This is a genomic window from Klebsiella electrica (genome assembly GCF_006711645.1).
In the GTDB taxonomy this organism is placed as follows: domain Bacteria; phylum Pseudomonadota; class Gammaproteobacteria; order Enterobacterales; family Enterobacteriaceae; genus Klebsiella; species Klebsiella electrica.
Window position 1 is genome coordinate 4,276,256 of sequence record NZ_CP041247.1, and the last position, 25,605, is coordinate 4,301,860.

The following is a 25,605-nucleotide window of genomic DNA, read 5'->3' on the forward strand; positions in this document are numbered from 1 at the left end:
GGTTCAGGCGCGCCACAGGCAGCTTCCGCCCTTCTTTTGCACCAGATCGAGTCGGGATTCGTGGCTCACTATCTCTTCATCAGTTGCATAAACCACGCGTAATTTGCTGGCTGCGCGAACAACCCGCTGTATTCCCATTTCTCCGGCCTGCTGTTGCCCCTCACCTTCCATTGAAAATGCCATCGTCGTCTGACCACCGGTCATCATCAGATAGACATCGGCCAGAATCTGGGCATCGAGCAATGCCCCGTGCAGCGTTCGCTTACTGTTGTCTATTTCATAACGCGAGCACAGCGCATCCAGGCTATTACGCTTACCGGGGAACATTTTCCGCGCCAGCGCGAGGCTATCGGTGACTTTGCAGAAGGTATTGGTTTTCGCAATGCCGCGATTCAGCTTGCTGAATTCATAATCCATAAAGCCGATATCAAACGAGGCATTATGAATGACCAGCTCCGCGCCGCGGATATAGTCCATAAACTCGTCGGCCACATCCGCAAACACCGGTTTATCCATCAGGAATTCATCGGCGATCCCGTGAACGCCGAACGCTTCCGGGTCCACCAGCCGGTCCGGTTTCAGATAAACATGGAAGTTGTTCCCGGTGAGGCGGCGGTTTATCACCTCTACCGCACCGATCTCGATGATCTTATGTCCTTCGTAGTGCGCACCGATCTGGTTCATACCGGTGGTTTCCGTATCGAGAACAATCTGTCGTGTAATTGCAGTGCTCATATCAGCCATTTATGTCAGACTTGCCGTTTATCTATCGATTTCAATTACAGGAAGTCTACCAGAGATGCTTAAACAGGTAGAAATTTTCACCGATGGTTCATGCCTGGGCAATCCCGGGCCCGGTGGTTATGGGGCGATTTTACGCTATCGCGGAAAAGAAAAAATCTTTAGTCAGGGCTATCACCTCACCACTAATAACCGGATGGAGATGATGGCGGCAATCGTCGCCCTCGAAGCGCTGAAAGAGCAGTGCGAAGTGATCCTCAGCACCGACAGCCAGTATGTGCGCCAGGGGATCACCCAGTGGATCCATAACTGGAAAAAACGCGGCTGGAAAACCGCTGACAAAAAACCGGTCAAAAACGTCGATCTCTGGCAGCGCCTGGATGCGGCGCTCGGCCAGCATCAAATCAAATGGGAATGGGTCAAAGGCCACGCCGGCCACCCGGAAAATGAACGCTGCGATGAGCTGGCACGCGCGGCCGCCTCCAACCCGACGCAGAGCGATACCGGCTACCAGCCAGAAAGCTAACTCTGTCGCGTGGCGCCAACCGTCTGACGCAGCTGCGTTTTGGCTTTTCCTGATTTCATCGGATTTAGCGTCAGCGGAATCGTCCGCTTCCGGGCAACAATCAGCTGCAAACAGCCCAGCGCCGGCAGATGAGCGCTGAGCAGTTTGCCGCCATGTCTGGACCACGGCAGCACCTGATAGCGACCATAATGCAACACCTCAAAATTCAACAACGCCAGCCAGTCCAGCTGGCGCATCAGCGTAAACATCCGGCTGTTGTAGGGCGTCGTCTTACGCAATACCGGCACCAGCTTACGCAGGCCCATCAGGCTGACGGGGTTAAACCCGGTCAAAATCATCCAGCCGTCATCTATTAATACCCGGTCGGCTTCACGCAGCAAACGATGCGGATCGCCGCACCACGGCAAAGTATGCGCCAGCAGGCAAGCATCAACCGACTTTTCGGCAAAAGGAAGATGCAGCGGATCGGCTTTAACCTGCATCGGGTTGCCTTGCAAAGACACATTCACCTGATGGGAGATGGCACAAGCTTCGGTATTGATTTCCGCGCTCAGATTGCCAATTTTAAGCAAATGAAAGCCATATAATTTAGCCAGCCACGGTTTCATCTGCCGTTCCAGCGATTCACGATAGTATTCGCCCCAGGGCATACTGGACCAGTGCTCGGGCGCTGTGATTGACTGAGGTATCCTTGCCGGCTTCATCGCAACCTTCCGCTACGCTTTGAGAGGTAATTTATGAATCTTATCAGCATTCCCGCATTTCAGGACAACTACATCTGGGTTCTTAGTGAGGAGAACGGCCGTTGCCTTATCGTCGATCCCGGCGAAGCTGCACCGCTACTGGCCGCCATCGAAACCAATCACTGGCAACCAGAAGCCATTTTACTGACCCACCACCACCACGATCATGTTGGCGGCGTAAAACAACTGCGTGATAAATTCCCGGCTCTTGTCGTTTACGGACCGGCAGAAACCCAGGATAAAGGCACCACTCACCTTGTGGCCGACGGCGATCGGGTGACGATTTTGGGTCACGAATTTTCTATTTTTTCTACGCCCGGTCACACTTTAGGACACATCTGTTTCTATAGCGAACCTTATCTTTTTTGTGGCGATACAATGTTTTCCGGCGGCTGCGGAAGGCTTTTCGAAGGAACAGCAGAGCAGATGTATCAATCATTTAGGAAAATAAACGCCCTTCCCGAGGATACCCTGATTTGTTGCGCACATGAGTATACTTTAGCAAATATGAAGTTTGCATTGAGTATCCTTCCTCATGACAGGGATATAAATGATTACTACCGTAAAGTTAATGAGTTACGTGCAAAAAAACAAATGACACTCCCCGTAACTCTGAAAAATGAGCGACGTATAAATATTTTTTTACGCACGGATGATAATGATTTAATTAAAGAAATATCCAAAGAAACAAATTTGCAACACTCTGCACAGAGATTTGCTTGGTTAAGGTCAAAGAAAGATGACTTCTGACATTTAATTCTTGTCATTCGCCGCCTTCACCGTTATTCTTGCTCGTCTTTTAAGCAACTATTGACACACACATGAAGGCACGAGCGATTTTACTCGCCTCTGTCTTGCTGGTGGGGTGCCAGTCGTCGAAAAACGATGGCAACGTCCAACAGCACGCACAGAGCCTTTCTGCAGCTGGTCAAGGGGAAGCAGGTAAGTTCACAAGTCAAGCGCGCTGGTTAGATGATGGAACCTTCTACGCGCAAGACCAGGATCTGTGGACTTCCATAGGCGACGAGCTAAAGATGGGAATACCGGAAAATCCCCGGATTCGCGAACAAAAACAGAAATATTTAAGTAATAAGAGCTATCTCCACGATGTAACTTTACGGGCAGAGCCGTATATGTACTGGATAGCCGGGCAAGTTAAGAAACGTAACATGCCAATGGAACTGGTATTACTACCCATAGTGGAGAGCGCTTTTGACCCGCACGCAACGTCTGGCGCCAATGCCGCAGGCATCTGGCAGATCATTCCGAGCACCGGGCGCAATTATGGTTTGAAACAGACCCGCAGCTACGATGCGCGTCGTGACGTCGTCGCCTCTACAACGGCGGCGCTGGATATGATGCAGCGTCTGAACAAGATGTTCGACGGCGACTGGTTGTTAACGGTCGCGGCGTACAACAGCGGCGAAGGCCGGGTGCTGAAGGCAATGAAAGCGAACCGTTCGCGTGGTAAATCCACCGATTTCTGGTCACTTCCATTACCGCGGGAAACCAAGGTGTATGTGCCGAAAATGCTGGCGTTGAGTGATATTCTCAAAAACAGCAAACGTTATGGCGTGAAGCTGCCAACGGCAGACGAAAGCCGTGCGCTGGCGCGTGTTCGCCTCGACAGTCCGGTTGAGATTAGCCAGCTTGCAGATATGGCAGGCATGCCCGTCGGCAAGTTGAAAACCTTCAACGCTGGCGTCAAGGGCTCAACCCTCGGTGCAAACGGGCCACAGTACGTGATGGTGCCACAGAAGCACGCTGTTCAGCTGCGTGAATCACTGGCCTCTGGCGATATTGCCGCCGTGCAACCTACGCAGCTGGCGGACAACACGCCGTTGACCAGCCGTAGCTACCAGGTGCGTTCGGGCGATACGGTTTCCGGGATTGCATCGCGTCTTGGCGTATCGACGAAAGATCTGCAGCAGTGGAATAACCTGCGCGGGTCTGGGCTGAAAGTGGGTCAGAACCTGGTGATTGGCGCCGGTAGCAGCGCCCAGCGTCTTGCCAACAACAGCGATAGCATTACCTATCGCGTGCGTAAAGGCGATTCGTTGTCGAGCATCGCCAAACGTCACGGCGTGAATACACGTGATGTGATGCGCTGGAATAGCGGTACTGATGACCTGAGGCCTGGCGATCAGCTGACGCTGTACGTGAAGAACAGCAGCAGACCAGACTCCTGATACATCTCTTAGTAGAAAAGGCACCGGATCCCGGTGCCTTTTTATTTTAAAGCGCTTGCTGTTTTAAAGCGCTTTATGCGCTTCAAACATAATCGTATCGCTGGTAAATGAGCCGTCCTGCTGCAAAGCGAAATAGGCTTTGACCTCTGCGGATGCGCTCTCCTGATATAAACGGATGGCCTCCACCAGCGGCGCGGGCGTGCGCATACGGGCTACCCATGAGGCAAATTCCAGCGGCAAACGGTCGGTCAACAGCTGATTGATGGCCAGCCCGGCCTCATTCGCTAACGCCAGCCATTCTCCGCTTGAGTAGTTACGTACATGAGACGTATCGCGCAGCGCTTCAACGGTTTGCAGCCAGATATCGCGCACGGGGTGTCCGGGCGACATCACATCCATAATCATCATCACTCCGCCCGGCTTCAGGACGCGCTTAACCTCACGCAGCGCCTGGCCGACATCATGCCAGTGATGGGCAGAATAGCGGCTTATCACCACATCAAAGCTGGCATCCGCAAACGGCAGCGATTCAGCATACCCCTGCTGAGTGGCAATATTCGATATGCCTTTATCGCGCGAGGCCTGGGCAACAACCTCCAGCATCTGACTGGATAAATCATACGCCGTAACCTGTGCCACCTGTCCCGCCGCCGCAAAGCTGGCATGTCCGGCGCCACACCCCATATCCAGAACATGTGCATGGGGGAAATCAGCCAGGCGTTCGGCAAGGCGCTGCAGATCGCGTCCGGATGCGTGAACGGCGCTGGTCAGGTAGGCGCTTGCCTGTGAGCCAAACTGTTTTTCGACGTTGTCATGATGAGAGCGTGTTGTCATTGTGTTGTCCTTTGGCGGTTTGAAGAATAAAGGCGGCACCATGCTTGCACAGGCCCGCCCCATGGCAGGCCTGACATACCTTTATTAATCAGGCTTGCCGGGACTGAATTCGACTAGTAGCGGGTTGTGGTCAGAGGCGCTCGTCACCAGTACGGAAGCATCGTGGACGCTTAACCCCCGATAGAACACAAAATCAAGCGGGCGACCAAACGCGCGGCGGCGCTGATCGTCAGGGAAACGAACTTCGCGCAGCGACATTTCTCGCGCAAAGTGATAGAGCGCATTCATTCGTGAACGGCTCCAGGCATTGAAGTCACCGGCCATAATCACCGGTCCACTGTGATGGGCAATTTGATCGCCAATTGGCAGCAGCTGCTTGCTGTAGACATCAACACCGAGGCTGAAATTAACGGCGTGAATATTCACAACCATCAGTAAACGCGTATCCGGCAGCGGGTACACGGTCACTAATGCGGATTTTGCCAGCCGCAGAATCGGCTCACGCTCGCGCAGCGGGCAGCAGTATACCGGATGTGCCGAAGCCAGCGTCATGACGCCAGAGGGGTGCTGCGGCAACACCAGGGCCGGGACCTGATCGGCGGCCAGGTAGTTAGTCGTCGCAAATCGGACCATTTCAGGGGTAGTTTGCGCTTCCTGTAACAGCACAAGGTGGGCATCTTTACCGAAGCTCTTGAGAACTGACTTCCACTCAGCGCGCTGCTGCTTAAAGATATTCCACACCAGGACACGGATCTTTTCATCTGTGCTTAATGGCACGCCGGCCGCAAATGCCTGGCTCACGCTTGCGAACGACCCCGGAGGCAAAATTCTCTCCGCGGGCTGTCCGGCGATGTAGCGCATAGCATAAGTATTCTTTCGCAATTTGGGCATCAAACCTCGATAACAGGAAACCAGCCTGACTGCGGCTGGTTCTTCTGTTATAGGGATTTTCACCGGTACTTTCAATGCAATTCGCGAGAAACCTTTATCCTTCGACATTCACCGTCTTTGCCGGTTGGTACTTATCCAGACGACCGCTACGCACAATCAGCAGCAGCGCGGCGAAGACAATGACGGCCCCTGTCCACGGCGTCTCGGCCAGCCCATAGCGTTCCACCGTTTGCCCACCGATAACTGAACCTAACGCAATGCCAACGTTGAACGCGGCGATATTCAGGCCGGAGGCCACGTCAACCGCACCCGGCGTATACTGCTCGGCTTTTTGCACGACATAAACCTGCAGCCCCGGCACGTTACCGAAGGCAAAAATCCCCATTACCAGCACCGTTGCCAGCGCCGCATACTGGATGCTGGCAGTAAACTGGAATACCAGCAGCAGGGCGACCAACGCGGCAAAGATAAACTTCAGTGCCGCAACGGCCCCATGTTTATCGGCCAGTTTTCCGCCCCAGACATTGCCAACGGCGACCGAGATCCCATAGCCCAACAGAATCCAGCTCACCGTTGATGGGCTAAAACCGGCCAGCTCCTGCATCATGGGAGCCAGGAAAGTAAATGCGGTGAAGACGCCGCCATATCCCAATGCGGTAATAGCATAAATCATCAACAGGCGCGGGTGGGTGAGTACTTTTACTTGATCACGAAAACTAGCGCTGGCGCGGGCTGGGATGTTGTTCGGTACCAGAATCAGACTGCTCACCAGTGCAATGACGCCGAGGATCGAGACGGCGAGAAAGGTTTCTCGCCAGCCAAAATGCTGACCGATAAAGGTCCCGATTGGCACACCGGTCACCAGGGCGACCGTTAAGCCGCCAAACATAATGGCGATCGCCGAAGCGGCTTTCTCTTTCGGTACCAGACTCGTCGCGATGGTTGAGCCAATCGAGAAGAACACACCGTGCGCCAGCCCGGTCAGCAGACGTGCAAAGATCAGCGTCGCATAACCGGGAGCCTGCCAGGCCAACAGATTACCAGCGGTAAAGAGTACCATTAGCGCCAGAAGCAGCTGTTTACGCGGCATACGCCCGGTCAATGCGGTCAGTACCGGCGCCCCGACGGCAACCCCCAGTGCGTAGATAGAAACCAGCAGACCGGCAGAAGGCAACGAGATCGCCAGTTGTTCAGCAATCGCGGGGACCAGCCCCACAATCACAAATTCCGTGGTACCAATAGCAAAGGCACCGATCGTTAAGGCAAGTAGCGCCAGTGGCATAATTTACTCCGTATCATCAGGATTAAGATGACACGTAGTATGAAGCGGTGTTTAAATAACAAAAACCATCAAAGTCTTAATAGAATTTTGCTACAGGTGCAATAATGAAAGCCACTTCAGAAGAGATAGCCATCTTTGTCGCTGTCGTCGAAAGCGGAAGCTTTAGCCGGGCGGCCGAACAGCTGGGGCAGGCTAATTCCGCCGTCAGCCGGGCGGTAAAAAAGCTGGAATCAAAACTTGGTGTCAGCCTGCTGAACCGTACGACCCGTCAGCTCAACCTGACCGAAGAAGGAGAGCGCTATTTTCGTCGCATGCAGGTCGTTCTGCAGGAAATGGCGGCGGCGGAGAATGAGCTTCTGGAGACACGAACGACGCCGAGGGGATTGTTGCGCGTTGATGCCGCCACGCCGGTGATGCTGCATTTTCTGATGCCGCTGGTGAAACCTTTCCGCGAGCGTTATCCAGAAATGACCCTGTCCCTGGTGTCATCAGAAACCTTTATCAATCTGATTGAGCGTAAAGTCGACGTCGCGATCCGTGCCGGTACGTTAACGGATTCGAGCCTTCGCGCCCGGCCGCTTTTTAACAGCTACCGCAAAATTATCGCCTCCCCGGACTACCTCGCTCGCCGCGGTACGCCGAAAAATGTCGCTGACCTGAAAGATCACCTGTGCCTGGGCTTTACCGAGCCGGTCTCGTTGAATAGCTGGCCCGTCTCCTGCTGCGATGGTCAGTTGCTGGAAGTCAGCTGCGAGATATCCTCAAATAGTGGGGAAACCATAAAACAGCTGTGCCTTGCCGGTAACGGCATCGCCTGTTTATCGGATTATATGGTGAATCAGGAGATTGCGAGCGGGGAGTTTGTCGAGCTTCTTGCCGACAAGCGACTGCCGGTAGAGATGCCGTTTAGCGCCGTTTACTACAGCGACAGAGCGGTCAGCACCCGGATCAGGGCGTTTATTGATTTTCTCAGCGAGCATGTAAAACAGCTCCCGAAGGAGCTGTAGAGGGTTAAATAAGGGCTACAGAGGGTTAATTATTTTAATCCCACTCAGGGGCAAGACCTTCCGGGCTAACCAGGCGATCGTTGCAATCCAGCGCGGCGATCGCTTTGCGATCCTCCTCATCTAACTGCAGATCCTGAGCCTTCAAATTACTCGCCAGATTTTCGCGCTTCGTGGAAGACGGGATCACGGCGTAGCCTTCACCTATCGCCCAGGCCAGAATCACCTGTGCCGGCGTCGCATTGTGTTTCGCGGCAATACGGGCGATCACTTCATCTTTCAGCGCCTTACCATAAGCCAGCGTCATGTAAGAAGTGATATGGATACCGTGTTCCGCGGCCCACTCCACCACCTTGCGGTTTTGCAGGTATGGCGAGAGCTCAATCTGATTGGTGGCGATATTTTCAGCGCCAACGGCGGCAATCGCACGTTCCATGAGCGGAATCGTAAAGTTAGAGATACCAATCTGGCGCGTCAGCCCCTGCTTTTTCGCGGCCAGAAGTGCAGGCATAAATGCTTCGACGGCAACGGTATCGTTCGGCGAAGGCCAGTGGATCAGCGTCAGATCGACATAATCTGTACGCAGCTTCTGCAGGCTCTCTTCAAGACTGGCGATAAGTTTTTCCGGACTCAGGTTCTCAATCCAGATTTTGGTGGTGATAAACAGCTCATCACGCGGCACACCGCTTTCTGCAATAGCCTGGCCGACAGCGGCCTCGTTATCATAAATCTGAGCTGTATCAATCGTACGGTAGCCCAGTTCCAGCGCCGTTTTTACCGATGCGATAACCACATCATCTTTCAGACGGAAGGTTCCAAGACCAAATGCAGGGATTGCCATAAAATTCCTCGTTTTTACTTAGTGTTAACTCATTGAGAATGATTATGGCTGAGGCGACGGAGGGGAAAAAGATCGATAAATGCAGAGGATTTTTGCTGAAACAGCAACAATAGTTCGACGGAAAAAGAAAAAGCCCTGAGCAAATGCTCAGGGCTTTTAATAAGTGGCGGAACGGACGGGACTCGAACCCGCGACCCCCTGCGTGACAGGCAGGTATTCTAACCGACTGAACTACCGCTCCACCGAATTCTGTTTTACTGCTACCGGTTGTCACCCCGGTTGACTACTTTAACTGTCGAACTACTCACAACATCGCTGTGATTGCGTTCTTAATTTGATGCCTGGCAGTTCCCTACTCTCACATGGGGAGACCCCACACTACCATCGGCGCTACGGCGTTTCACTTCTGAGTTCGGCATGGGGTCAGGTGGGACCACCGCGCTAGTGCCGCCAGGCAAATTCTTGGTGCTCAAAACGAATCTTTTACTCTGATGCTGCGTTGCCTTCGCTCGTAAACTCAGTCACATACTCCTGTATGCTCCTTCCTTTACTTCGCTTGCCGCCTTGCCTCAGCGCAAAATCTTTCGTTTTCGCTAATCTGTAATCTAAGCTGAAAATCAATCTCGTCTCTTCGCCAAAACAGCTTCGGCGTTGTAAGGTTAAGCCTCACGGTTCATTAGTATCGGTTAGCTCAACGTATCGCTACGCTTACACACCCGACCTATCAACGTCGTCGTCTTCAACGTTCCTTCAGGACTCTCAAGGAGTCAGGGAGAACTCATCTCGGGGCAAGTTTCGTGCTTAGATGCTTTCAGCACTTATCTCTTCCGCATTTAGCTACCGGGCAATGCCATTGGCATGACAACCCGAACACCAGTGATGCGTCCACTCCGGTCCTCTCGTACTAGGAGCAGCCCCCCTCAATTCTCCAGCGCCCACGGCAGATAGGGACCGAACTGTCTCACGACGTTCTAAACCCAGCTCGCGTACCACTTTAAATGGCGAACAGCCATACCCTTGGGACCTACTTCAGCCCCAGGATGTGATGAGCCGACATCGAGGTGCCAAACACCGCCGTCGATATGAACTCTTGGGCGGTATCAGCCTGTTATCCCCGGAGTACCTTTTATCCGTTGAGCGATGGCCCTTCCATTCAGAACCACCGGATCACTATGACCTGCTTTCGCACCTGCTCGCGCCGTCACGCTCGCAGTCAAGCTAGCTTATGCCATTGCACTAACCTCCTGATGTCCGACCAGGATTAGCTAACCTTCGTGCTCCTCCGTTACTCTTTGGGAGGAGACCGCCCCAGTCAAACTACCCACCAGACACTGTCCGCAACCCGGATAACGGGTCTACGTTAGAACACCAGCCATTAAAGGGTGGTATTTCAAGGTTGGCTCCATGCAGACTGGCGTCCACACTTCAAAGCCTCCCACCTATCCTACACATCAAGGACCAGTGTTCAGTGTCAAGCTATAGTAAAGGTTCACGGGGTCTTTCCGTCTTGCCGCGGGTACACTGCATCTTCACAGCGAGTTCAATTTCACTGAGTCTCGGGTGGAGACAGCCTGGCCATCATTACGCCATTCGTGCAGGTCGGAACTTACCCGACAAGGAATTTCGCTACCTTAGGACCGTTATAGTTACGGCCGCCGTTTACCGGGGCTTCGATCAAGAGCTTCTCCTTACGGATAACCCCATCAATTAACCTTCCGGCACCGGGCAGGCGTCACACCGTATACGTCCACTTTCGTGTTTGCACAGTGCTGTGTTTTTAATAAACAGTTGCAGCCAGCTGGTATCTTCGACTGAGTTCAGCTCCACGAGCAAGTCGCTTCACCTACCATCAGCGTGCCTTCTCCCGAAGTTACGGCACCATTTTGCCTAGTTCCTTCACCCGAGTTCTCTCAAGCGCCTTGGTATTCTCTACCTGACCACCTGTGTCGGTTTGGGGTACGATTCGTTGTTACCTGATGCTTAGAGGCTTTTCCTGGAAGCAGGGCATTTGTCACTTCAGCACCGTAGTGCCTCGTCATCACACCTCAGCGTTAATAAGGTACCGGATTTACCTGGAACCTCCGCCTACATGCTTAAACCGGGACAACCGTCGCCCGGCCGACATAGCCTTCTCCGTCCCCCCTTCGCAGTAACACCGAGTACAGGAATATTAACCTGTTTCCCATCGACTACGCCTTTCGGCCTCGCCTTAGGGGTCGACTCACCCTGCCCCGATTAACGTTGGACAGGAACCCTTGGTCTTCCGGCGAGCGGGCTTTTCACCCGCTTTATCGTTACTTATGTCAGCATTCGCACTTCTGATACCTCCAGCAACCCTCACAGGCCACCTTCAACGGCTTACAGAACGCTCCCCTACCCAACAACGCATACGCGTCGCTGCCGCAGCTTCGGTGCATGGTTTAGCCCCGTTACATCTTCCGCGCAGGCCGACTCGACCAGTGAGCTATTACGCTTTCTTTAAATGATGGCTGCTTCTAAGCCAACATCCTGGCTGTCTGTGCCTTCCCACATCGTTTCCCACTTAACCATGACTTTGGGACCTTAGCTGGCGGTCTGGGTTGTTTCCCTCTTCACGACGGACGTTAGCACCCGCCGTGTGTCTCCCGTGATAACATTCTTCGGTATTCGTAGTTTGCATCGGGTTGGTAAGTCGGGATGACCCCCTAGCCGAAACAGTGCTCTACCCCCGAAGATGAGTTCACGAGGCGCTACCTAAATAGCTTTCGGGGAGAACCAGCTATCTCCCGGTTTGATTGGCCTTTCACCCCCAGCCACAAGTCATCCGCTAATTTTTCAACATTAGTCGGTTCGGTCCTCCAGTTAGTGTTACCCAACCTTCAACCTGCCCATGGCTAGATCACCGGGTTTCGGGTCTATACCCTGCAACTTAACGCCCAGTTAAGACTCGGTTTCCCTGCGGCTCCCCTATTCGGTTAACCTTGCTACAGAATATAAGTCGCTGACCCATTATACAAAAGGTACGCAGTCACACCACGAAGGTGCTCCCACTGCTTGTACGTACACGGTTTCAGGTTCTTTTTCACTCCCCTCGCCGGGGTTCTTTTCGCCTTTCCCTCACGGTACTGCTTCACTATCGGTCAGTCAGGAGTATTTAGCCTTGGAGGATGGTCCCCCCATATTCAGACAGGATACCACGTGTCCCGCCCTACTCTTCGAACTCACAGCCTGTGCATTTTAGTGTACGGGAGTATCACCCTGTACCCTGCGACTTTCCAGACGCTTCCACTAACACACAAACTGATTCAGGTTCTGGGCTGCTCCCCGTTCGCTCGCCGCTACTGGGGGAATCTCGGTTGATTTCTTTTCCTCGGGGTACTTAGATGTTTCAGTTCCCCCGGTTCGCTTCGTTAAGCTATGTATTCACTTAACGATAGTGCAACGAATTGCACTGGGTTTCCCCATTCGGAAATCGCCGGTTATAACGGTTCATATCACCTTACCGACGCTTATCGCAGATTAGCACGTCCTTCATCGCCTCTGACTGCCAGGGCATCCACCGTGTACGCTTAGTCGCTTAACCTCACAACCCGAAACTGTTTCGTAAAACAGCTCGTGTTGCGAAAATTTGAGAGACTCGGACACACATAACATGTGTGTCGTTTCAATTTTCAGCTTGATCCAGATTTTTAAAGAGCAAAACTTCGCAGCATACCTTTTCAGGTACACTCTGAAGTTTTCTTGTTGTGCAGCAGTAAAGGATGGTGGAGCTATGCGGGATCGAACCGCAGACCTCCTGCGTGCAAGGCAGGCGCTCTCCCAGCTGAGCTATAACCCCATCGTAAAATGCTAATCTCTCTATCCTAATTCGTTTCCGGGCAAGGCGCGGTGGTGCGAAGCATACTGAAGTATGCGAGCATCGCCGTAACACAGCACGGAGGCGAATTTGGTAGGCCTGAGTGGACTTGAACCACCGACCTCACCCTTATCAGGGGTGCGCTCTAACCACCTGAGCTACAAGCCTGCAGAGATTTTTACTGCTACTTTTTCATCAGACAATCTGTGTGAGCACTACAAAGGCAGGTTCTTTCAGGTAAGGAGGTGATCCAACCGCAGGTTCCCCTACGGTTACCTTGTTACGACTTCACCCCAGTCATGAATCACAAAGTGGTAAGCGCCCTCCCGAAGGTTAAGCTACCTACTTCTTTTGCAACCCACTCCCATGGTGTGACGGGCGGTGTGTACAAGGCCCGGGAACGTATTCACCGTAGCATTCTGATCTACGATTACTAGCGATTCCGACTTCATGGAGTCGAGTTGCAGACTCCAATCCGGACTACGACATACTTTATGAGGTCCGCTTGCTCTCGCGAGGTCGCTTCTCTTTGTATATGCCATTGTAGCACGTGTGTAGCCCTACTCGTAAGGGCCATGATGACTTGACGTCATCCCCACCTTCCTCCAGTTTATCACTGGCAGTCTCCTTTGAGTTCCCGACCAAATCGCTGGCAACAAAGGATAAGGGTTGCGCTCGTTGCGGGACTTAACCCAACATTTCACAACACGAGCTGACGACAGCCATGCAGCACCTGTCTCAGAGTTCCCGAAGGCACCAAAGCATCTCTGCTAAGTTCTCTGGATGTCAAGAGTAGGTAAGGTTCTTCGCGTTGCATCGAATTAAACCACATGCTCCACCGCTTGTGCGGGCCCCCGTCAATTCATTTGAGTTTTAACCTTGCGGCCGTACTCCCCAGGCGGTCGACTTAACGCGTTAGCTCCGGAAGCCACTCCTCAAGGGAACAACCTCCAAGTCGACATCGTTTACAGCGTGGACTACCAGGGTATCTAATCCTGTTTGCTCCCCACGCTTTCGCACCTGAGCGTCAGTCTTTGTCCAGGGGGCCGCCTTCGCCACCGGTATTCCTCCAGATCTCTACGCATTTCACCGCTACACCTGGAATTCTACCCCCCTCTACAAGACTCAAGCCTGCCAGTTTCAAATGCAGTTCCCAGGTTGAGCCCGGGGATTTCACATCTGACTTAACAGACCGCCTGCGTGCGCTTTACGCCCAGTAATTCCGATTAACGCTTGCACCCTCCGTATTACCGCGGCTGCTGGCACGGAGTTAGCCGGTGCTTCTTCTGCGAGTAACGTCAATCGATGAGGTTATTAACCTCACCGCCTTCCTCCTCGCTGAAAGTACTTTACAACCCGAAGGCCTTCTTCATACACGCGGCATGGCTGCATCAGGCTTGCGCCCATTGTGCAATATTCCCCACTGCTGCCTCCCGTAGGAGTCTGGACCGTGTCTCAGTTCCAGTGTGGCTGGTCATCCTCTCAGACCAGCTAGGGATCGTCGCCTAGGTGAGCCGTTACCCCACCTACTAGCTAATCCCATCTGGGCACATCTGATGGCATGAGGCCCGAAGGTCCCCCACTTTGGTCTTGCGACGTTATGCGGTATTAGCTACCGTTTCCAGTAGTTATCCCCCTCCATCAGGCAGTTTCCCAGACATTACTCACCCGTCCGCCACTCGTCACCCGAGAGCAAGCTCTCTGTGCTACCGTTCGACTTGCATGTGTTAGGCCTGCCGCCAGCGTTCAATCTGAGCCATGATCAAACTCTTCAATTTAAGTTTGATGCTCTTAGAATTAAACTTCGTAATGAATTACGTATGTTCACTCACTGAGACTTGGTATTCATTTTTCGTCCGAGGACGTTAAGAATCCATGTCACTTTGAGTGCCCACACAGATTGTCTGATAAATTGTTAAAGAGCAGTTGCGACGCGCTTTAGCGCTCTGTCGCGAGGTGGCGTATATTACGCTTTCCTCTTTCAGAGTCAACCTCATTCTTCAGAAGTTTTCTCTTTCAACCCGGCGGCTTGTTTGCCGTTGTTCCGTGTCGATGGAGGCGCATTATAGGGAGCCGAACGGGAATGACAAGCGGAAAAATGCATTTTTATTTCAACCGCTCATCTTTTGTACTTAACGCCTATTTTTGCTGCTTTTTGATGGCTTCCGGCAGGTCTGCCAGGCTATTCAGCACCCAGTCGGCGGCGTTTTCCGCTTCCGACGTGACCGGCTTACCGGTACGAACCAGGACTTTAGTCCCAATAGATGCGGCGGCAGCGGCCTGCATATCTTCCACTTTATCGCCAACCATATAAGAAGCGGCCATATCTATATGCAGATAGTCGCGCGCCGAGATCAGCATCCCCGGTTGCGGCTTGCGGCAATCACAGGTCTGACGAAACTCTTCAACCGTCCCCTGCGGGTGGTGCGGACAGTAATAGATGCCATCCAGGTCGATACCGCGATCGGCCAGAGACCAGTCCATCCATTCGGTCAGCGTTTCAAACTGCGCTTCCGTGAACTTACCGCGCGCAATGCCGGACTGATTGGTGACCACCACCAGGGCGAATCCCATCTCCTTTAACTGACGCATCGCGTCAATGACGCCATCGATAAATTCAAAGTTGTCGATTTCGTGGACATAGCCATGATCGACATTAATCGTGCCGTCACGGTCGAGAAAAATTGCGGGTACTGACTTTGCCACCGGTTTACTCCTGATAAAGGCTAGTCTGATTAGTATCGCATGTTTCTGGAGGCAAGAAAGTGCTCATTATACAGAGGCAGATTGATTTAGACGTCTGGATGCCTTAACATCCATTTCATTGACAGGCATCGCCTGGACACGGCAGAAGAAAATGCCACGGCAAACGGCTAAACGATAATAAATAACTGATGATTAAACTTTCGAATATCACCAAAGTGTTCCAGCAGGGGAATCGCACTATACAGGCGCTGAATAATGTCAGCCTGCATGTCCCTGCCGGACAAATTTATGGCGTGATCGGCGCATCCGGCGCCGGTAAAAGTACGTTGATTCGCTGCGTTAACCTGCTTGAACGTCCGACCGAAGGCAGTGTCCAGGTTGGCGGCCAGGAGCTGACAGCGCTGTCTGAAAAAGAGCTGACCCGCGCGCGTCGCCAGATTGGCATGATTTTCCAGCACTTTAACCTGCTGGCCTCGCGCACCGTCTTCGGCAATGTGGCGCTTCCGCTGGAACTGGACAATACCCCGCAGGCGGAGATTAAACGCCGCGTCACTGAACTGCTGGATCTGGTCGGTCTTGCCGATAAACATGACAGCTACCCGGCGAACCTTTCCGGCGGCCAGAAACAGCGTGTGGCGATTGCTCGCGCGCTGGCAAGCAACCCGAAGGTGCTGCTGTGTGACGAAGCCACCAGCGCCCTGGACCCGGCAACCACGCGCTCCATTCTGGAGCTGCTGAAAGATATCAACCGTCGTTTGGGCCTGACTATTCTGCTGATTACGCACGAGATGGATGTCGTCAAACGCATCTGCGATTGCGTCGCGGTTATCAGCAATGGCCAGTTGATCGAGCAGGATACGGTGAGTGAGGTCTTCTCTCACCCGAAAACCCCGCTGGCCCAGCAATTTATTCAATCCACGCTGCATCTGGATATTCCGGACGACTACCAGGCACGCCTGAAGCCGACCGCGCTGCCCGATAGCGTTCCTATGCTGCGCATGGAGTTCACCGGCCATTCTGTCGACGCTCCGCTGCTCTCTGAAACCGCCCGTCGCTTTAATGTAAATAACAACATTATTAGCGCGCAGATGGATTACGCCGGCGGCGTGAAGTTCGGCATCATGCTGACTGAGATGCACGGCACGCAGGAAGATACCCAGGCGGCTATCGCCTGGTTGCAGGAACACCATGTAAAAGTAGAGGTACTGGGATATGTCTGAGGCAATGATTTGGCTGCTGTTGCGCGGCGTGTGGGAAACGCTGGCCATGACGTTCGTCTCCGGCTTTTTCGGTTTCGTTATCGGCCTGCCGGTAGGTGTGCTGCTGTACGTCACCCGCCCAGGACAGATTGTCGCCAACGCAAAACTGTACCGGACGCTGTCCGCGCTGGTTAACATTTTCCGTTCCATTCCTTTCATTATCCTGCTGGTGTGGATGATTCCTTTCACCCGCGTGATTGTCGGTACGTCCATTGGGCTGCAGGCCGCCATTGTGCCGCTGACGGTTGGCGCGGCGCCGTTTATCGCCCGTATGGTGGAAAATGCGCTGCTGGAAATTCCAACCGGGCTTATCGAGGCATCCCGCGCGATGGGCGCCACGCCGATACAGATCGTGCGTAAAGTGCTGCTGCCTGAAGCGCTGCCGGGTCTGGTCAACGCCGCAACCATCACCCTCATCACGCTGGTCGGCTATTCCGCGATGGGCGGGGCGGTGGGCGCCGGCGGTCTGGGGCAGATTGGCTATCAGTACGGCTATATCGGCTACAATGCTACGGTAATGAATACCGTGCTGGTATTACTGGTTATTCTGGTTTATTTAATCCAATTCTCTGGCGATCGCATCGTCCGGGCTGTGACTCACAAATAACATTATCTACACCACCTCATTGGGCCGTCTTCGCACGGCCCAATGACTCGTGTATACACAGACTCTTACAGAAGGAAATAACATGGCCTTTAATTTCAAAACCTTTGCGGCAGTTGGCGCATTAATCGGTTCTCTGGCTCTGGTGGGTTGTGGTCAGGATGAAAAAGATCCGAACCACATTAAAGTCGGCGTCATCGTGGGTGCCGAGCAGCAGGTTGCTGAAGTGGCACAAAAAGTGGCGAAAGAGAAATACGGTCTCGATGTTGAGCTGGTGACCTTTAACGATTACGTTCTGCCGAACGAAGCATTGAGCAAAGGCGATATCGACGTGAACGCGTTCCAGCACAAACCGTACCTCGATCAGCAAATTAAAGACCGTGGCTACAAACTGGTTGCCGTGGGCAACTCTTTTGTCTATCCGATTGCCGGTTATTCCAAAAAAATCAAATCACTGGATGAGCTGCAGCCAGGCTCCCAGATTGCTATTCCTAACGATCCGACCAACCTCGGTCGTTCCCTGCTGCTGCTGCAACAGGTGGGCCTTATCAAACTGAAAGAAGGCGTAGGTCTGCTGCCGACCGCCCTGGATATCATTGAAAACCCGAAAAACCTGAAGATTGTTGAGCTGGAAGCACCGCAGCTGCCGCGTTCCCTCGACGATGCACAGATTGCGCTGGCAGTCATCAACACCACCTACGCCAGCCAGATCGGCCTGACCCCAGCCAAAGACGGTATTTTCGTAGAAAATAAAGACTCCCCGTACGTAAACCTGATTGTTGCTCGTGAAGACAACAAAGATGCGGAAAATGTTAAGAAATTTGTTCAGGCTTACCAGAGCGATGAAGTTTATGAAGCCGCTAACAAAATCTTTAACGGCGGTGCAGTGAAAGGCTGGTAATCTCTGTTCACCGTAATATCATTCAGGACGGGCTTTATGCCCGTCTTGTCATTTATGCAAGCGCCTGATTCAATAGCGCCCTGTTTGATCTTTTATTGAGGAAATACTATGCGTGCTTTACCGGTCTGTTTATTAGCACTCATGTTAAGCGGCTGTTCCATGCTAAGCAGATCTCCCGTCGAGCCTGTACAAAGTACCGCAACCGCACCGGCTAAAACGGAACCAGCCAAACCGAAAGCCGTACGCCCGGCGCCAGTAAGAATTTATACCGATGCCTCCGCACTGGTCGGGAAGCCATTTCGCGATCTCGGTGAGGTGACCGGCGAATCATGCCAGGCCAGCAATCAGGACTCGCCGCCCAATATCCCAACCGCACGCAAGCGTCTGCAAATCAACGCCGCGAGAATGAAAGCCAACGCGGTCCTTCTGCACCGCTGTGAAGTCACCAGCGGCACGCCAGGTTGCTATCGCCAGGCCGTTTGCCTGGGGTCAGCGCTTGATGTCTCGGCGCAATGAGTGCTTTTCAGTTTACGCAGATAGGCGTTATTCGCTCGCCATATAAAGAAAAATTTGCCGTCCCGCGCCAGCCAGGCCTGGTCAAACATGGCGGCGGCGAATTGCATCTGCTGCCCCCTTATAACCAGGCTGATGCCGTACGCGGCCTGGAAGCATTCAGTCATCTGTGGGTGCTGTTTGTTTTCCATCAGACGATGGAAGGCGGCTGGCGACCCACCGTGCGCCCGCCCCGCCTCGGCGGCAATGCGCGCATGGGCGTGTTCGCTACGCGTTCGACGTTTCGCCCGAATCCCATTGGGATGTCACTGGTTGAACTAAAAGGCATCCGCTGCCATAAAGATCGGGTCATCCTGGAGCTTGGCAGTCTGGATCTGGTTGACGGTACGCCGGTCGTCGATATCAAACCCTATCTGCCGTTTGCCGAAGCGCTGCCGGATGCCAGCGCCAGCTACGCCCAGCAGGCGCCGCAGGCGGAGATGGCGGTCAGCTTTACCCCTGAAACGCAGGCGCAGCTCTTCGCCCTGGAAAAGCGCTATCCGCGCCTTAAAGCGTTCATCTGCGAGGTGCTGGCCCAGGATCCGCGGCCGGCCTATCGTAAAGAGGAAGAAGCGGGAAAAACCTATGCCGTCTGGCTGCTCGATTTTAACGTCCGCTGGCGGGTGATTCCGTCCGGTTTTGAAGTCTTTTCTCTTGAAGCGCGCTAATTTTATTTTCCTCTCTTTTGGCATCTTTGCCACACTGGTAAACTAAACCACTTTTTTGTTTCAGGCTGGTCCCCCAGCCTGTTCCGATCGTCCAAATGGAACCGTAACAACATGCGTACTAGCCAATACCTGCTCTCCACTCAAAAGGAGACACCTGCCGACGCCGAAGTCATCAGCCATCAGTTGATGCTGCGCGCCGGGATGATCCGCAAGCTGGCCTCCGGGTTGTATACCTGGCTGCCGACCGGTCTGCGCGTCCTGAAAAAAGTCGAAAACATCGTGCGTGAAGAGATGAACAACGCTGGTGCCATCGAGGTGTCCATGCCGGTAGTTCAGCCAGCGGACCTGTGGCAGGAGAGCGGTCGCTGGGAACAGTATGGTCCGGAACTGCTGCGTTTCGTTGACCGTGGCGATCGTCCGTTTGTGCTCGGCCCGACGCATGAAGAGGTCATTACCGACCTGATCCGTAACGAACTGAACTCTTATAAGCAGCTGCCGCTGAACTTCTTCCAGATTCAGACCAAGTTCCGTGACGAAGTTCGCCCGCGCTTTGGCGTGATGCGCTCCCGTGAATTCCTGATGAAAGATGCCTACTCTTTCCATACCTCTCAGGAATCGCTGCAAGAGACCTACGATGCGATGTATGCCGCCTACAGCAAAATCTTCACCCGTATGGGTCTCGATTTCCGCGCGGTACAGGCTGATACCGGTTCAATCGGCGGTAGTGCTTCTCATGAGTTCCAGGTTCTGGCGCAGAGCGGCGAAGATGACGTGATCTTCTCTGACAGCTCCGACTTTGCGGCCAATATTGAGTTTGCGGAAGCGATCGCGCCGAAAGCGCCGCGCGCAGCGGCCACTCAGGAGATGACCCTGGTCGATACGCCGAATGCGAAAACCATCGCCGAGCTGGTTGAGCAGTTCAACCTGCCGGTTGAGAAAACCGTCAAAACGCTGCTGGTCAAAGCCGTTGAAGGCAGCAGCTATCCGCTGGTTGCCCTGCTGGTGCGCGGCGACCATGAGCTGAACGAAGTGAAGGCAGAAAAACTGGCGCAGGTTGCCAGCCCGCTGACTTTCGCCACCGAAGAAGAGATCCGCGCTATCGTCAAAGCGGGCCCTGGCTCTCTCGGTCCGGTCAACATGACGGTTCCGCTGGTTATCGACCGTACCGTGGCGGCCATGAGCGATTTCGCTGCCGGCGCCAATATCGATGGCAAACACTACTTCGGTATTAACTGGGATCGCGATGTGGCGACCCCGGAAGTCGCTGATATCCGTAATGTTGTCGCCGGCGATCCGAGCCCGGATGGTCAGGGCACGCTGCTGATTAAGCGTGGCATCGAAGTGGGTCACATCTTCCAGTTGGGGACCAAGTACTCCCAGGCGATGAACGCCTCGGTGCAGGGTGAAGACGGTCGTAACCAGGTGCTGACGATGGGCTGCTACGGTATCGGGGTAACCCGCGTGGTGGCTGCCGCCATTGAGCAGAATCATGACGATCGCGGTATTATCTGGCCAGACGCGATTGCGCCGTTCCAGGTCGCCATCCTGCCGATGAACATGCACAAATCCTACCGCGTGCAGGAACTGGCAGAGAAGCTGTATAGCGAACTGCGCGCACAGGGCATCGAAGTGCTGATGGACGATCGTAAAGAGCGTCCGGGCGTGATGTTTGCCGATATGGAGCTGATTGGTATTCCGCATACCATCGTGCTCGGCGATCGAAACCTCGACAATGACGATATTGAATACAAATATCGTCGCAACGGCGAGAAGCAGCTGATCAAAACCGGCGATATCGTGAATTACCTGGTTAACGCTATCAAAGGCTGACCCCACCGCTAAACGTAAAAGGCCCCGCTGAAGCGGGGCCTTTTTTTATTTCAACGCTGTTTGCCGCGTTCGCGAGAAAACGACTTACTGGTTACAGTCTTTGCCCGGCACGAATTTAATATCTTTATCCGCCATCAGCGTTTTCACCATCTCCCCGCTATCGGGATTGGCTTCCAGCGTAAAGTGCCCTTCCACCACCAGCAGTACCGGGCGCGTTTGCGTCCCGCGAGCGGCGGCATAATCGCGCTCAAGCTGGGCATTGTTAGCCACCGCGATCCGCTTACCGGTCGCGCAGTCGGTGAAGGTGGCCGCGTCCGCCATATAGAAATACATCCCGCGCATCGTCATCGGCGTGGTCGGCAGGCTGGCCTGGACCGATTTCAGGGTGTAGTTGAGCGTCGACTCAATGGGGTTGCCTTGCCGATCGAGCATCTCGAGGGTTTCCCCCTTCGCGCGATAGTAGGACTTATCACCTTTGCTGTCGGTCAGTACCAGCTTATCTGCGGTCCGCGCCCAGGTCCCGTAAGAGGCTAACGATGACGGCTCATGACTGACCCCCTGATAGCGTTCGTTCATTACCCAGCTGCCATCTTTTTCGAGGAACAACGAGGTTTCAATCCCTTCACAATCGGCGCAGGGCAAAATACCGCGCCAGCTTTGCTGCATCGGCTTCAGTTCGGCCATCGGCGCTGGCTGCAGCATCTCGACATCCGAACGATGATTGCAGCCAAATAGCGCAAAGAACGAACACGCTAGCGCAACGGAGAGTACGATTTTCTTCACTGTGAATTCCTTATAATCCATTCCACCCGTTCGCCATGCCGCTTACTGACGAACTTTCCCACGCAGTGCTTTGACTGAGGACTTTTGCGCCTTCGAGGCAAGACGACGCTCTTTTGACGCCCGGGTCGGCCGGGTCTCACGGCGACTTTTTTGCACTGCGGTTAATTCTTGTATTAACGCAACCAGACGAGAAATGGCCGCTTCACGATTCATTTCCTGGCTGCGATATTCCTGAGCCTTAATGATAACCACACCATCGGCAGAAATTAAGTGGTGACTGGCGGCCAGTAAGCGTTCTTTATAAGAGTCAGGCAGGCTGGATGCTTTTATGTCAAAGCGCAGATGGATGGCGGTAGACGCTTTATTCACGTGCTGACCGCCCGCACCCTGCGCGCGTATCCCGGACAGGGTTATCTCTTCATCCGCAATCACCACGCTGCGGCTAATCGTAATCATGCCGACGGCTGCCACGCCGCTAAATGAATTTCCAGATTATTCTTAGCGTCAGATAGCCAGATGCCGCCGTCCTGTAACGTCGCCTGCAGCACCATTGAACGATCGGCAAAAGCGCTGAGCCGGGCGAGCTGCTCATCATCCAGATACCACACCGTCAGCTTGCTAAACTGCGCCATTTTGCTCTTGTTCTGCTGCCACCAGATTTCCGCCGCCCGGCTGTTGTAGGCAAAAAGCGCCACCTCCTGAGCCCGCGAACACGCTTTTTTAATCCGCCGCTCATCCGGCAAACCAAGCTCGATCCACAGGTCAACGCCGAGATGATCGTTGAGCAGCCACAGCTCCGCCTCATCATCTGACGACAGACCGCGGGTAAACTGCAGACGATCGTCGGCGTATTTGATCCACGCCAGCAGGCGAAGCATCATACGCTCCTGGGTTTCCGACGGATGTTGAGCCAGCGTCAGGCTGGCATCCAGAAACTGGTTGCGATCGAGATCGGCGACGTTCACCGTAGCCTTATAAATTGTCGCTTTCAGCGCCATGAATACACTCCTGAAATAAATGGCGGACATTGTAACGAAACTCACGACAAAAGGCTGCCGACAATCGGCGGCTCTCTTTTCATCCTGCTGATATTGCTTAAATGACTATGGTATAGTCACCTTGCTAAACAGAGTGTATCTTCGTAGGCTTAAACTTACATCCCACGGTTGAGTCAGAATACTGACAGGAGGGCATGTGGACCAATATTGTGAGTTAATACGCAAACGGTATGCGGAAATAGCCAGCGGAGACCTAGGGTATATTTCAGACGCGCTGGGTTGCGTGTTGAAAGTATTGAATGAAATTGCGGCGGATGAGGCCCTTTCGGAGTCAGTCAGGGAAAAGGCCGCCTGTGCGGCAGCAAACTTACTGGTGAGCGATTATGTCAATGAATGATACTTATCAACCCATCAATTGTGATGATTATGACAACCTCGAACTTGCCTGCCAGCATCACCTGGTGCTTGTCCTGACGCTCAAAGATGGTGAGCAGCTGCAAGCGAAGGCAAACGATCTTATCTCGCGCAAAAATATCGAGTATCTGGTGGTGGACCTGAGCGGAAACATTCGCGAGCTACGCCTGGATAAAATCGCCAGCTTCAGCCACCCGGAAATCGGTACCGTGGTGGTCAGTGAGTCCTGAATAAAAACGGGTGGCTCAGCCGCCCGTTTTCCTCCATATCATCTCTGTCCCCTCGCCTTCCCGCGCGGCCCCTTCGCAGGTGACGAACAGCGAATCCGCCGCCGCAATCAGCGTCTCGCCGTAAAACAGCAGCGGAGTCGTATCGCGGCGCCAGGGGGCAACCCCCAGCTCCTGCCAGATTTTCTTCAGCTTGCGGCCGCCGTGACGGCCGACAATATGCAGATTTCCGCTGGCGCGAAAGCGCACCGTCACCGACTCTTCACCACGCGGGGCGCGTAACGGTCCGCCTGGCCGCAGCGTCAGCTCGCCAAGGCCTGCCGGCAACCGCAGCGGCTGGCGGTAATCCGGCCACGCTAGCACCGCGTCCGTCTGACCGGGTTGATATCTGACCCACCACAGCCGCTGCTGATAACGACGCACGGAAAAATCGCCAAGACGCAAGCAGGGAAAGGCATCCTCCCGCGCCAACGCGACTTCACGCCAGATTCGCTCCGGCACCTCGCGCGAGGGCATCGGCGCAGAGTGCCCGGCCAGCCAGCGCCGCAGCAGCGCGGCACGGCGCGGCGCGCTCATGGACGCCAGCGCGTCGATAGCTAACGAACCGTCATTCGCCACCAGTTTTGCCAAATCTTCCGCCAGCAGTTCATCCAGCAACTGCTCCTGCTCGCCGCACAGGCTGGCGCTACGGGCGACCGCCTCGGTAAAGTGGGGCCAGCGCGCGTTTAGCTGCGGAACGACGCGCAGACGGAGGAAGTTACGATCGTAGGTATCATCCTGATTGCTCTCGTCCTCAATCCAGCTGAGCTGATGGGCCAGCGCCCACTGGAGCAGCGTTTCACGGCGGGTATTCAGCAGAGGACGCAGCAGCCGCGTAGCGGCAAATTCGGAGGATGTCGCCATCGCCGCCAGCCCGGTTGGGCCGCTGCCGCGTTTGAGCGCCAGCAGGAAGGTTTCACACTGATCGTCGAGATGCTGAGCCGTCACCAGGGCTTCTCCCGGTTGCAGCGCCATCCGGAAAGCCTGATAACGCGCCTGACGCGCATGCGCCTCCACGCCCAGTCCGTCATCCGCCAGGGTAACGCGCTCGACCACCAGCGGCACCTGCCAGTGCTGACAAACCTGCTGGCAGTGCGCAACCCAGCTATCGGCATTCGCGCTCAGGCCATGGTGGATATGGATGGCCCGCAGCTGTAGCGTCGGGTCTCGTTCACGCCAGCAGACCAGCTGATGTAAAAGCACCGTCGAATCCAGACCGCCGCTGAAGGCGATCAAAAACTGACGACAGGGGTGTAGGGTTTGCGCAATATCGGGCGTCATCATCTTGATAGTGTCGCTAAGGAGATAGCCCGGCACGTTACCGGGCCGGGCGCGCTCTGGCAAGGGTTACTGCTGATAAATCTCCAGCGGCAGGCCGTCGGGATCGTTAAAAAAGGTGAAGCGTTTGCCGGTAAAAGGATCGATACGAATCCCCTCACAGGCCACCCCATGCGCTTGCAGATGGGCCACCGCCGCGTCAATATCATCCACGCTAAAGGCCAGGTGACGCAGCCCACAGGCTTCCGGGCGGCTCGGACGAGCAGGCGGAAACGGGAAAGAGAACAGTTCAATGACATACTCGCCGTTCAACGCCAGATCGCCCTTCCACGAGTCGCGCTCTTCACGATAGAACTCGCTCTGCAACGTAAAGCCCAGGATATCGCAGTAAAAGGCTTTGCTCTGCGCATAGTTGGTCGCGATGATAGCAATATGGTGAACCCGTTTTAAACCCAGCATA

The 25,605-nt window shown here is 54.1% G+C and carries 24 protein-coding genes, 3 tRNA genes and 3 rRNA genes; 12 read left to right on the forward strand and 18 right to left on the reverse strand.

Going from position 1 to position 25,605, the window contains the following annotated elements; translation table 11 throughout:
• Positions 1-3 precede the first annotated feature (3 nt).
• Positions 4-735, reverse strand: coding sequence for a DNA polymerase III subunit epsilon (gene dnaQ / locus Electrica_RS20455; protein ID WP_047665456.1), 732 nt, complete (start codon positions 733-735; stop codon positions 4-6).
• A 64-nt stretch (positions 736-799) separates the two neighbouring features.
• On the opposite strand from dnaQ, the gene rnhA reads away from it, so the two are divergent.
• Complete coding sequence (rnhA, locus tag Electrica_RS20460; RefSeq protein ID WP_131050789.1) at positions 800-1,267, forward strand: ribonuclease HI; 468 nt, start codon at positions 800-802, stop codon at positions 1,265-1,267.
• On the opposite strand, the gene Electrica_RS20465 is transcribed toward rnhA, so the two are convergent.
• On the reverse strand, positions 1,264-1,971 hold the full coding sequence (locus tag Electrica_RS20465) for a class I SAM-dependent methyltransferase (RefSeq protein ID WP_100686629.1): 708 nt from the start codon (positions 1,969-1,971) through the stop codon (positions 1,264-1,266). The two genes, rnhA and Electrica_RS20465, sit on opposite strands and share 4 nt — an antisense overlap.
• 33 nt (positions 1,972-2,004) lie before the next feature.
• Between Electrica_RS20465 and gloB the strand changes: the two genes are divergently transcribed.
• Together gloB and mltD are read left to right on the forward strand one after the other, a co-directional pair.
• Positions 2,005-2,760, forward strand: coding sequence for a hydroxyacylglutathione hydrolase (gene gloB / locus Electrica_RS20470; RefSeq protein ID WP_131050788.1), 756 nt, complete (start codon positions 2,005-2,007; stop codon positions 2,758-2,760).
• 71 nt (positions 2,761-2,831) lie between these two features.
• Positions 2,832-4,199, forward strand: a complete 1,368-nt coding sequence (mltD, locus tag Electrica_RS20475) for a murein transglycosylase D (protein WP_131050787.1) — start codon at positions 2,832-2,834, stop codon at positions 4,197-4,199.
• A gap of 63 nt (positions 4,200-4,262) precedes the next feature.
• On the opposite strand, the gene Electrica_RS20480 is transcribed toward mltD, so the two are convergent.
• The 3 genes from Electrica_RS20480 to Electrica_RS20490 form a co-directional block, all read right to left on the reverse strand.
• Positions 4,263-5,033 (reverse strand): class I SAM-dependent methyltransferase, encoded by a 771-nt coding sequence (locus tag Electrica_RS20480; protein WP_141965286.1) that lies wholly within the window; start codon positions 5,031-5,033, stop codon positions 4,263-4,265.
• Positions 5,034-5,117: 84 nt separating this feature from the next.
• On the reverse strand, positions 5,118-5,915 hold the full coding sequence (locus tag Electrica_RS20485; protein WP_100686630.1) for an endonuclease/exonuclease/phosphatase family protein: 798 nt from the start codon (positions 5,913-5,915) through the stop codon (positions 5,118-5,120).
• 103 nt (positions 5,916-6,018) lie between these two features.
• Positions 6,019-7,206: an MFS transporter gene (locus tag Electrica_RS20490; protein WP_141965287.1), complete on the reverse strand. Its 1,188-nt coding sequence runs from the start codon at positions 7,204-7,206 to the stop codon at positions 6,019-6,021.
• A gap of 104 nt (positions 7,207-7,310) precedes the next feature.
• On the opposite strand from Electrica_RS20490, the gene yafC reads away from it, so the two are divergent.
• Positions 7,311-8,213 carry a DNA-binding transcriptional regulator YafC gene (gene yafC / locus Electrica_RS20495; RefSeq protein ID WP_141965288.1) on the forward strand — a complete coding sequence of 301 codons (903 nt, stop codon included), beginning with the start codon at positions 7,311-7,313 and terminating at the stop codon, positions 8,211-8,213.
• 34 nt (positions 8,214-8,247) lie between these two features.
• On the opposite strand, the gene dkgB is transcribed toward yafC, so the two are convergent.
• The 8 genes from dkgB to gmhB all read right to left on the reverse strand — a co-directional run bounded on the left by dkgB (position 8,248) and on the right by gmhB (position 15,592).
• Positions 8,248-9,051 carry a 2,5-didehydrogluconate reductase DkgB gene (dkgB, locus tag Electrica_RS20500; protein ID WP_131050784.1) on the reverse strand — a complete coding sequence of 268 codons (804 nt, stop codon included), beginning with the start codon at positions 9,049-9,051 and terminating at the stop codon, positions 8,248-8,250.
• Between the two features lie 164 nt (positions 9,052-9,215).
• Positions 9,216-9,292: transfer RNA gene (locus tag Electrica_RS20505), tRNA-Asp, on the reverse strand.
• A gap of 98 nt (positions 9,293-9,390) precedes the next feature.
• Positions 9,391-9,506, reverse strand: a 5S ribosomal RNA gene (gene rrf / locus Electrica_RS20510).
• A 200-nt stretch (positions 9,507-9,706) separates the two neighbouring features.
• Positions 9,707-12,613 (reverse strand): 23S ribosomal RNA (locus Electrica_RS20515).
• A gap of 179 nt (positions 12,614-12,792) precedes the next feature.
• Positions 12,793-12,868: transfer RNA gene (locus Electrica_RS20520), tRNA-Ala, on the reverse strand.
• Positions 12,869-12,977: 109 nt separating this feature from the next.
• Positions 12,978-13,054 (reverse strand) — tRNA-Ile (locus Electrica_RS20525).
• A 70-nt stretch (positions 13,055-13,124) separates the two neighbouring features.
• Positions 13,125-14,664 (reverse strand): 16S ribosomal RNA (locus Electrica_RS20530).
• The 16S, 23S and 5S rRNA genes sit together here with 3 tRNA genes alongside, the layout of an rRNA operon.
• A 361-nt stretch (positions 14,665-15,025) precedes the next feature.
• Positions 15,026-15,592: a D-glycero-beta-D-manno-heptose 1,7-bisphosphate 7-phosphatase gene (gene gmhB / locus Electrica_RS20535; RefSeq protein ID WP_141965289.1), complete on the reverse strand. Its 567-nt coding sequence runs from the start codon at positions 15,590-15,592 to the stop codon at positions 15,026-15,028.
• Positions 15,593-15,780: 188 nt separating this feature from the next.
• Between gmhB and metN the strand changes: the two genes are divergently transcribed.
• The 6 genes from metN (at position 15,781) to proS (ending at position 21,406) form a co-directional block, all read left to right on the forward strand.
• Positions 15,781-16,812 (forward strand): methionine ABC transporter ATP-binding protein MetN, encoded by a 1,032-nt coding sequence (metN, locus tag Electrica_RS20540; RefSeq protein ID WP_131049286.1) that lies wholly within the window; start codon positions 15,781-15,783, stop codon positions 16,810-16,812.
• Positions 16,805-17,458, forward strand: a complete 654-nt coding sequence (locus Electrica_RS20545; RefSeq protein WP_100682475.1) for a methionine ABC transporter permease MetI — start codon at positions 16,805-16,807, stop codon at positions 17,456-17,458. Before metN ends, Electrica_RS20545 begins: the two co-directional genes overlap by 8 nt.
• Positions 17,459-17,540: 82 nt before the next feature.
• Positions 17,541-18,356, forward strand: a complete 816-nt coding sequence (locus tag Electrica_RS20550; protein WP_141965290.1) for a MetQ/NlpA family lipoprotein — start codon at positions 17,541-17,543, stop codon at positions 18,354-18,356.
• Positions 18,357-18,464: 108 nt separating this feature from the next.
• Positions 18,465-18,872 (forward strand): Rcs stress response system protein RcsF, encoded by a 408-nt coding sequence (gene rcsF / locus Electrica_RS20555; protein WP_131049285.1) that lies wholly within the window; start codon positions 18,465-18,467, stop codon positions 18,870-18,872.
• Positions 18,869-19,576 carry a tRNA (N6-threonylcarbamoyladenosine(37)-N6)-methyltransferase TrmO gene (tsaA, locus tag Electrica_RS20560; protein WP_141965291.1) on the forward strand — a complete coding sequence of 236 codons (708 nt, stop codon included), beginning with the start codon at positions 18,869-18,871 and terminating at the stop codon, positions 19,574-19,576. The genes rcsF and tsaA overlap by 4 nt, the downstream gene beginning before the upstream one ends.
• Positions 19,577-19,687: 111 nt before the next feature.
• On the forward strand, positions 19,688-21,406 hold the full coding sequence (gene proS, locus Electrica_RS20565; RefSeq protein ID WP_131049283.1) for a proline--tRNA ligase: 1,719 nt from the start codon (positions 19,688-19,690) through the stop codon (positions 21,404-21,406).
• An 84-nt stretch (positions 21,407-21,490) separates the two neighbouring features.
• On the opposite strand, the gene nlpE is transcribed toward proS, so the two are convergent.
• Genes nlpE through Electrica_RS20580 form a run of 3 tightly spaced genes read right to left on the reverse strand, consistent with a single transcriptional unit; the run spans position 21,491 to position 23,187 of the window.
• The gene (gene nlpE / locus Electrica_RS20570) at positions 21,491-22,189 is read right to left on the reverse strand and encodes an envelope stress response activation lipoprotein NlpE (protein WP_141965292.1); all 699 of its coding nucleotides are present in this window, start codon (positions 22,187-22,189) and stop codon (positions 21,491-21,493) included.
• Between the two features lie 42 nt (positions 22,190-22,231).
• Positions 22,232-22,645 carry an alternative ribosome rescue aminoacyl-tRNA hydrolase ArfB gene (arfB, locus tag Electrica_RS20575; protein WP_100682481.1) on the reverse strand — a complete coding sequence of 138 codons (414 nt, stop codon included), beginning with the start codon at positions 22,643-22,645 and terminating at the stop codon, positions 22,232-22,234.
• Positions 22,642-23,187: a YaeQ family protein gene (locus tag Electrica_RS20580; RefSeq protein WP_141965293.1), complete on the reverse strand. Its 546-nt coding sequence runs from the start codon at positions 23,185-23,187 to the stop codon at positions 22,642-22,644. Before Electrica_RS20580 ends, arfB begins: the two co-directional genes overlap by 4 nt.
• 196 nt (positions 23,188-23,383) lie before the next feature.
• Between Electrica_RS20580 and Electrica_RS20585 the strand changes: the two genes are divergently transcribed.
• Both Electrica_RS20585 and rof read left to right on the forward strand, forming a co-directional pair.
• Positions 23,384-23,584, forward strand: a complete 201-nt coding sequence (locus tag Electrica_RS20585; protein ID WP_100682483.1) for a YaeP family protein — start codon at positions 23,384-23,386, stop codon at positions 23,582-23,584.
• A complete protein-coding gene (gene rof / locus Electrica_RS20590) occupies positions 23,571-23,831 on the forward strand; it encodes a Rho-binding antiterminator (RefSeq protein WP_100682484.1) in 261 nt (86 codons plus the stop codon). Before Electrica_RS20585 ends, rof begins: the two co-directional genes overlap by 14 nt.
• Before the next feature lie 15 nt (positions 23,832-23,846).
• On the opposite strand, the gene tilS is transcribed toward rof, so the two are convergent.
• Together tilS and Electrica_RS20600 are read right to left on the reverse strand one after the other, a co-directional pair.
• Positions 23,847-25,148: a tRNA lysidine(34) synthetase TilS gene (tilS, locus tag Electrica_RS20595; protein WP_142255928.1), complete on the reverse strand. Its 1,302-nt coding sequence runs from the start codon at positions 25,146-25,148 to the stop codon at positions 23,847-23,849.
• A gap of 66 nt (positions 25,149-25,214) precedes the next feature.
• A complete protein-coding gene (locus tag Electrica_RS20600; protein WP_131049281.1) occupies positions 25,215-25,604 on the reverse strand; it encodes a VOC family protein in 390 nt (129 codons plus the stop codon).
• Position 25,605 lies beyond the last annotated feature (1 nt).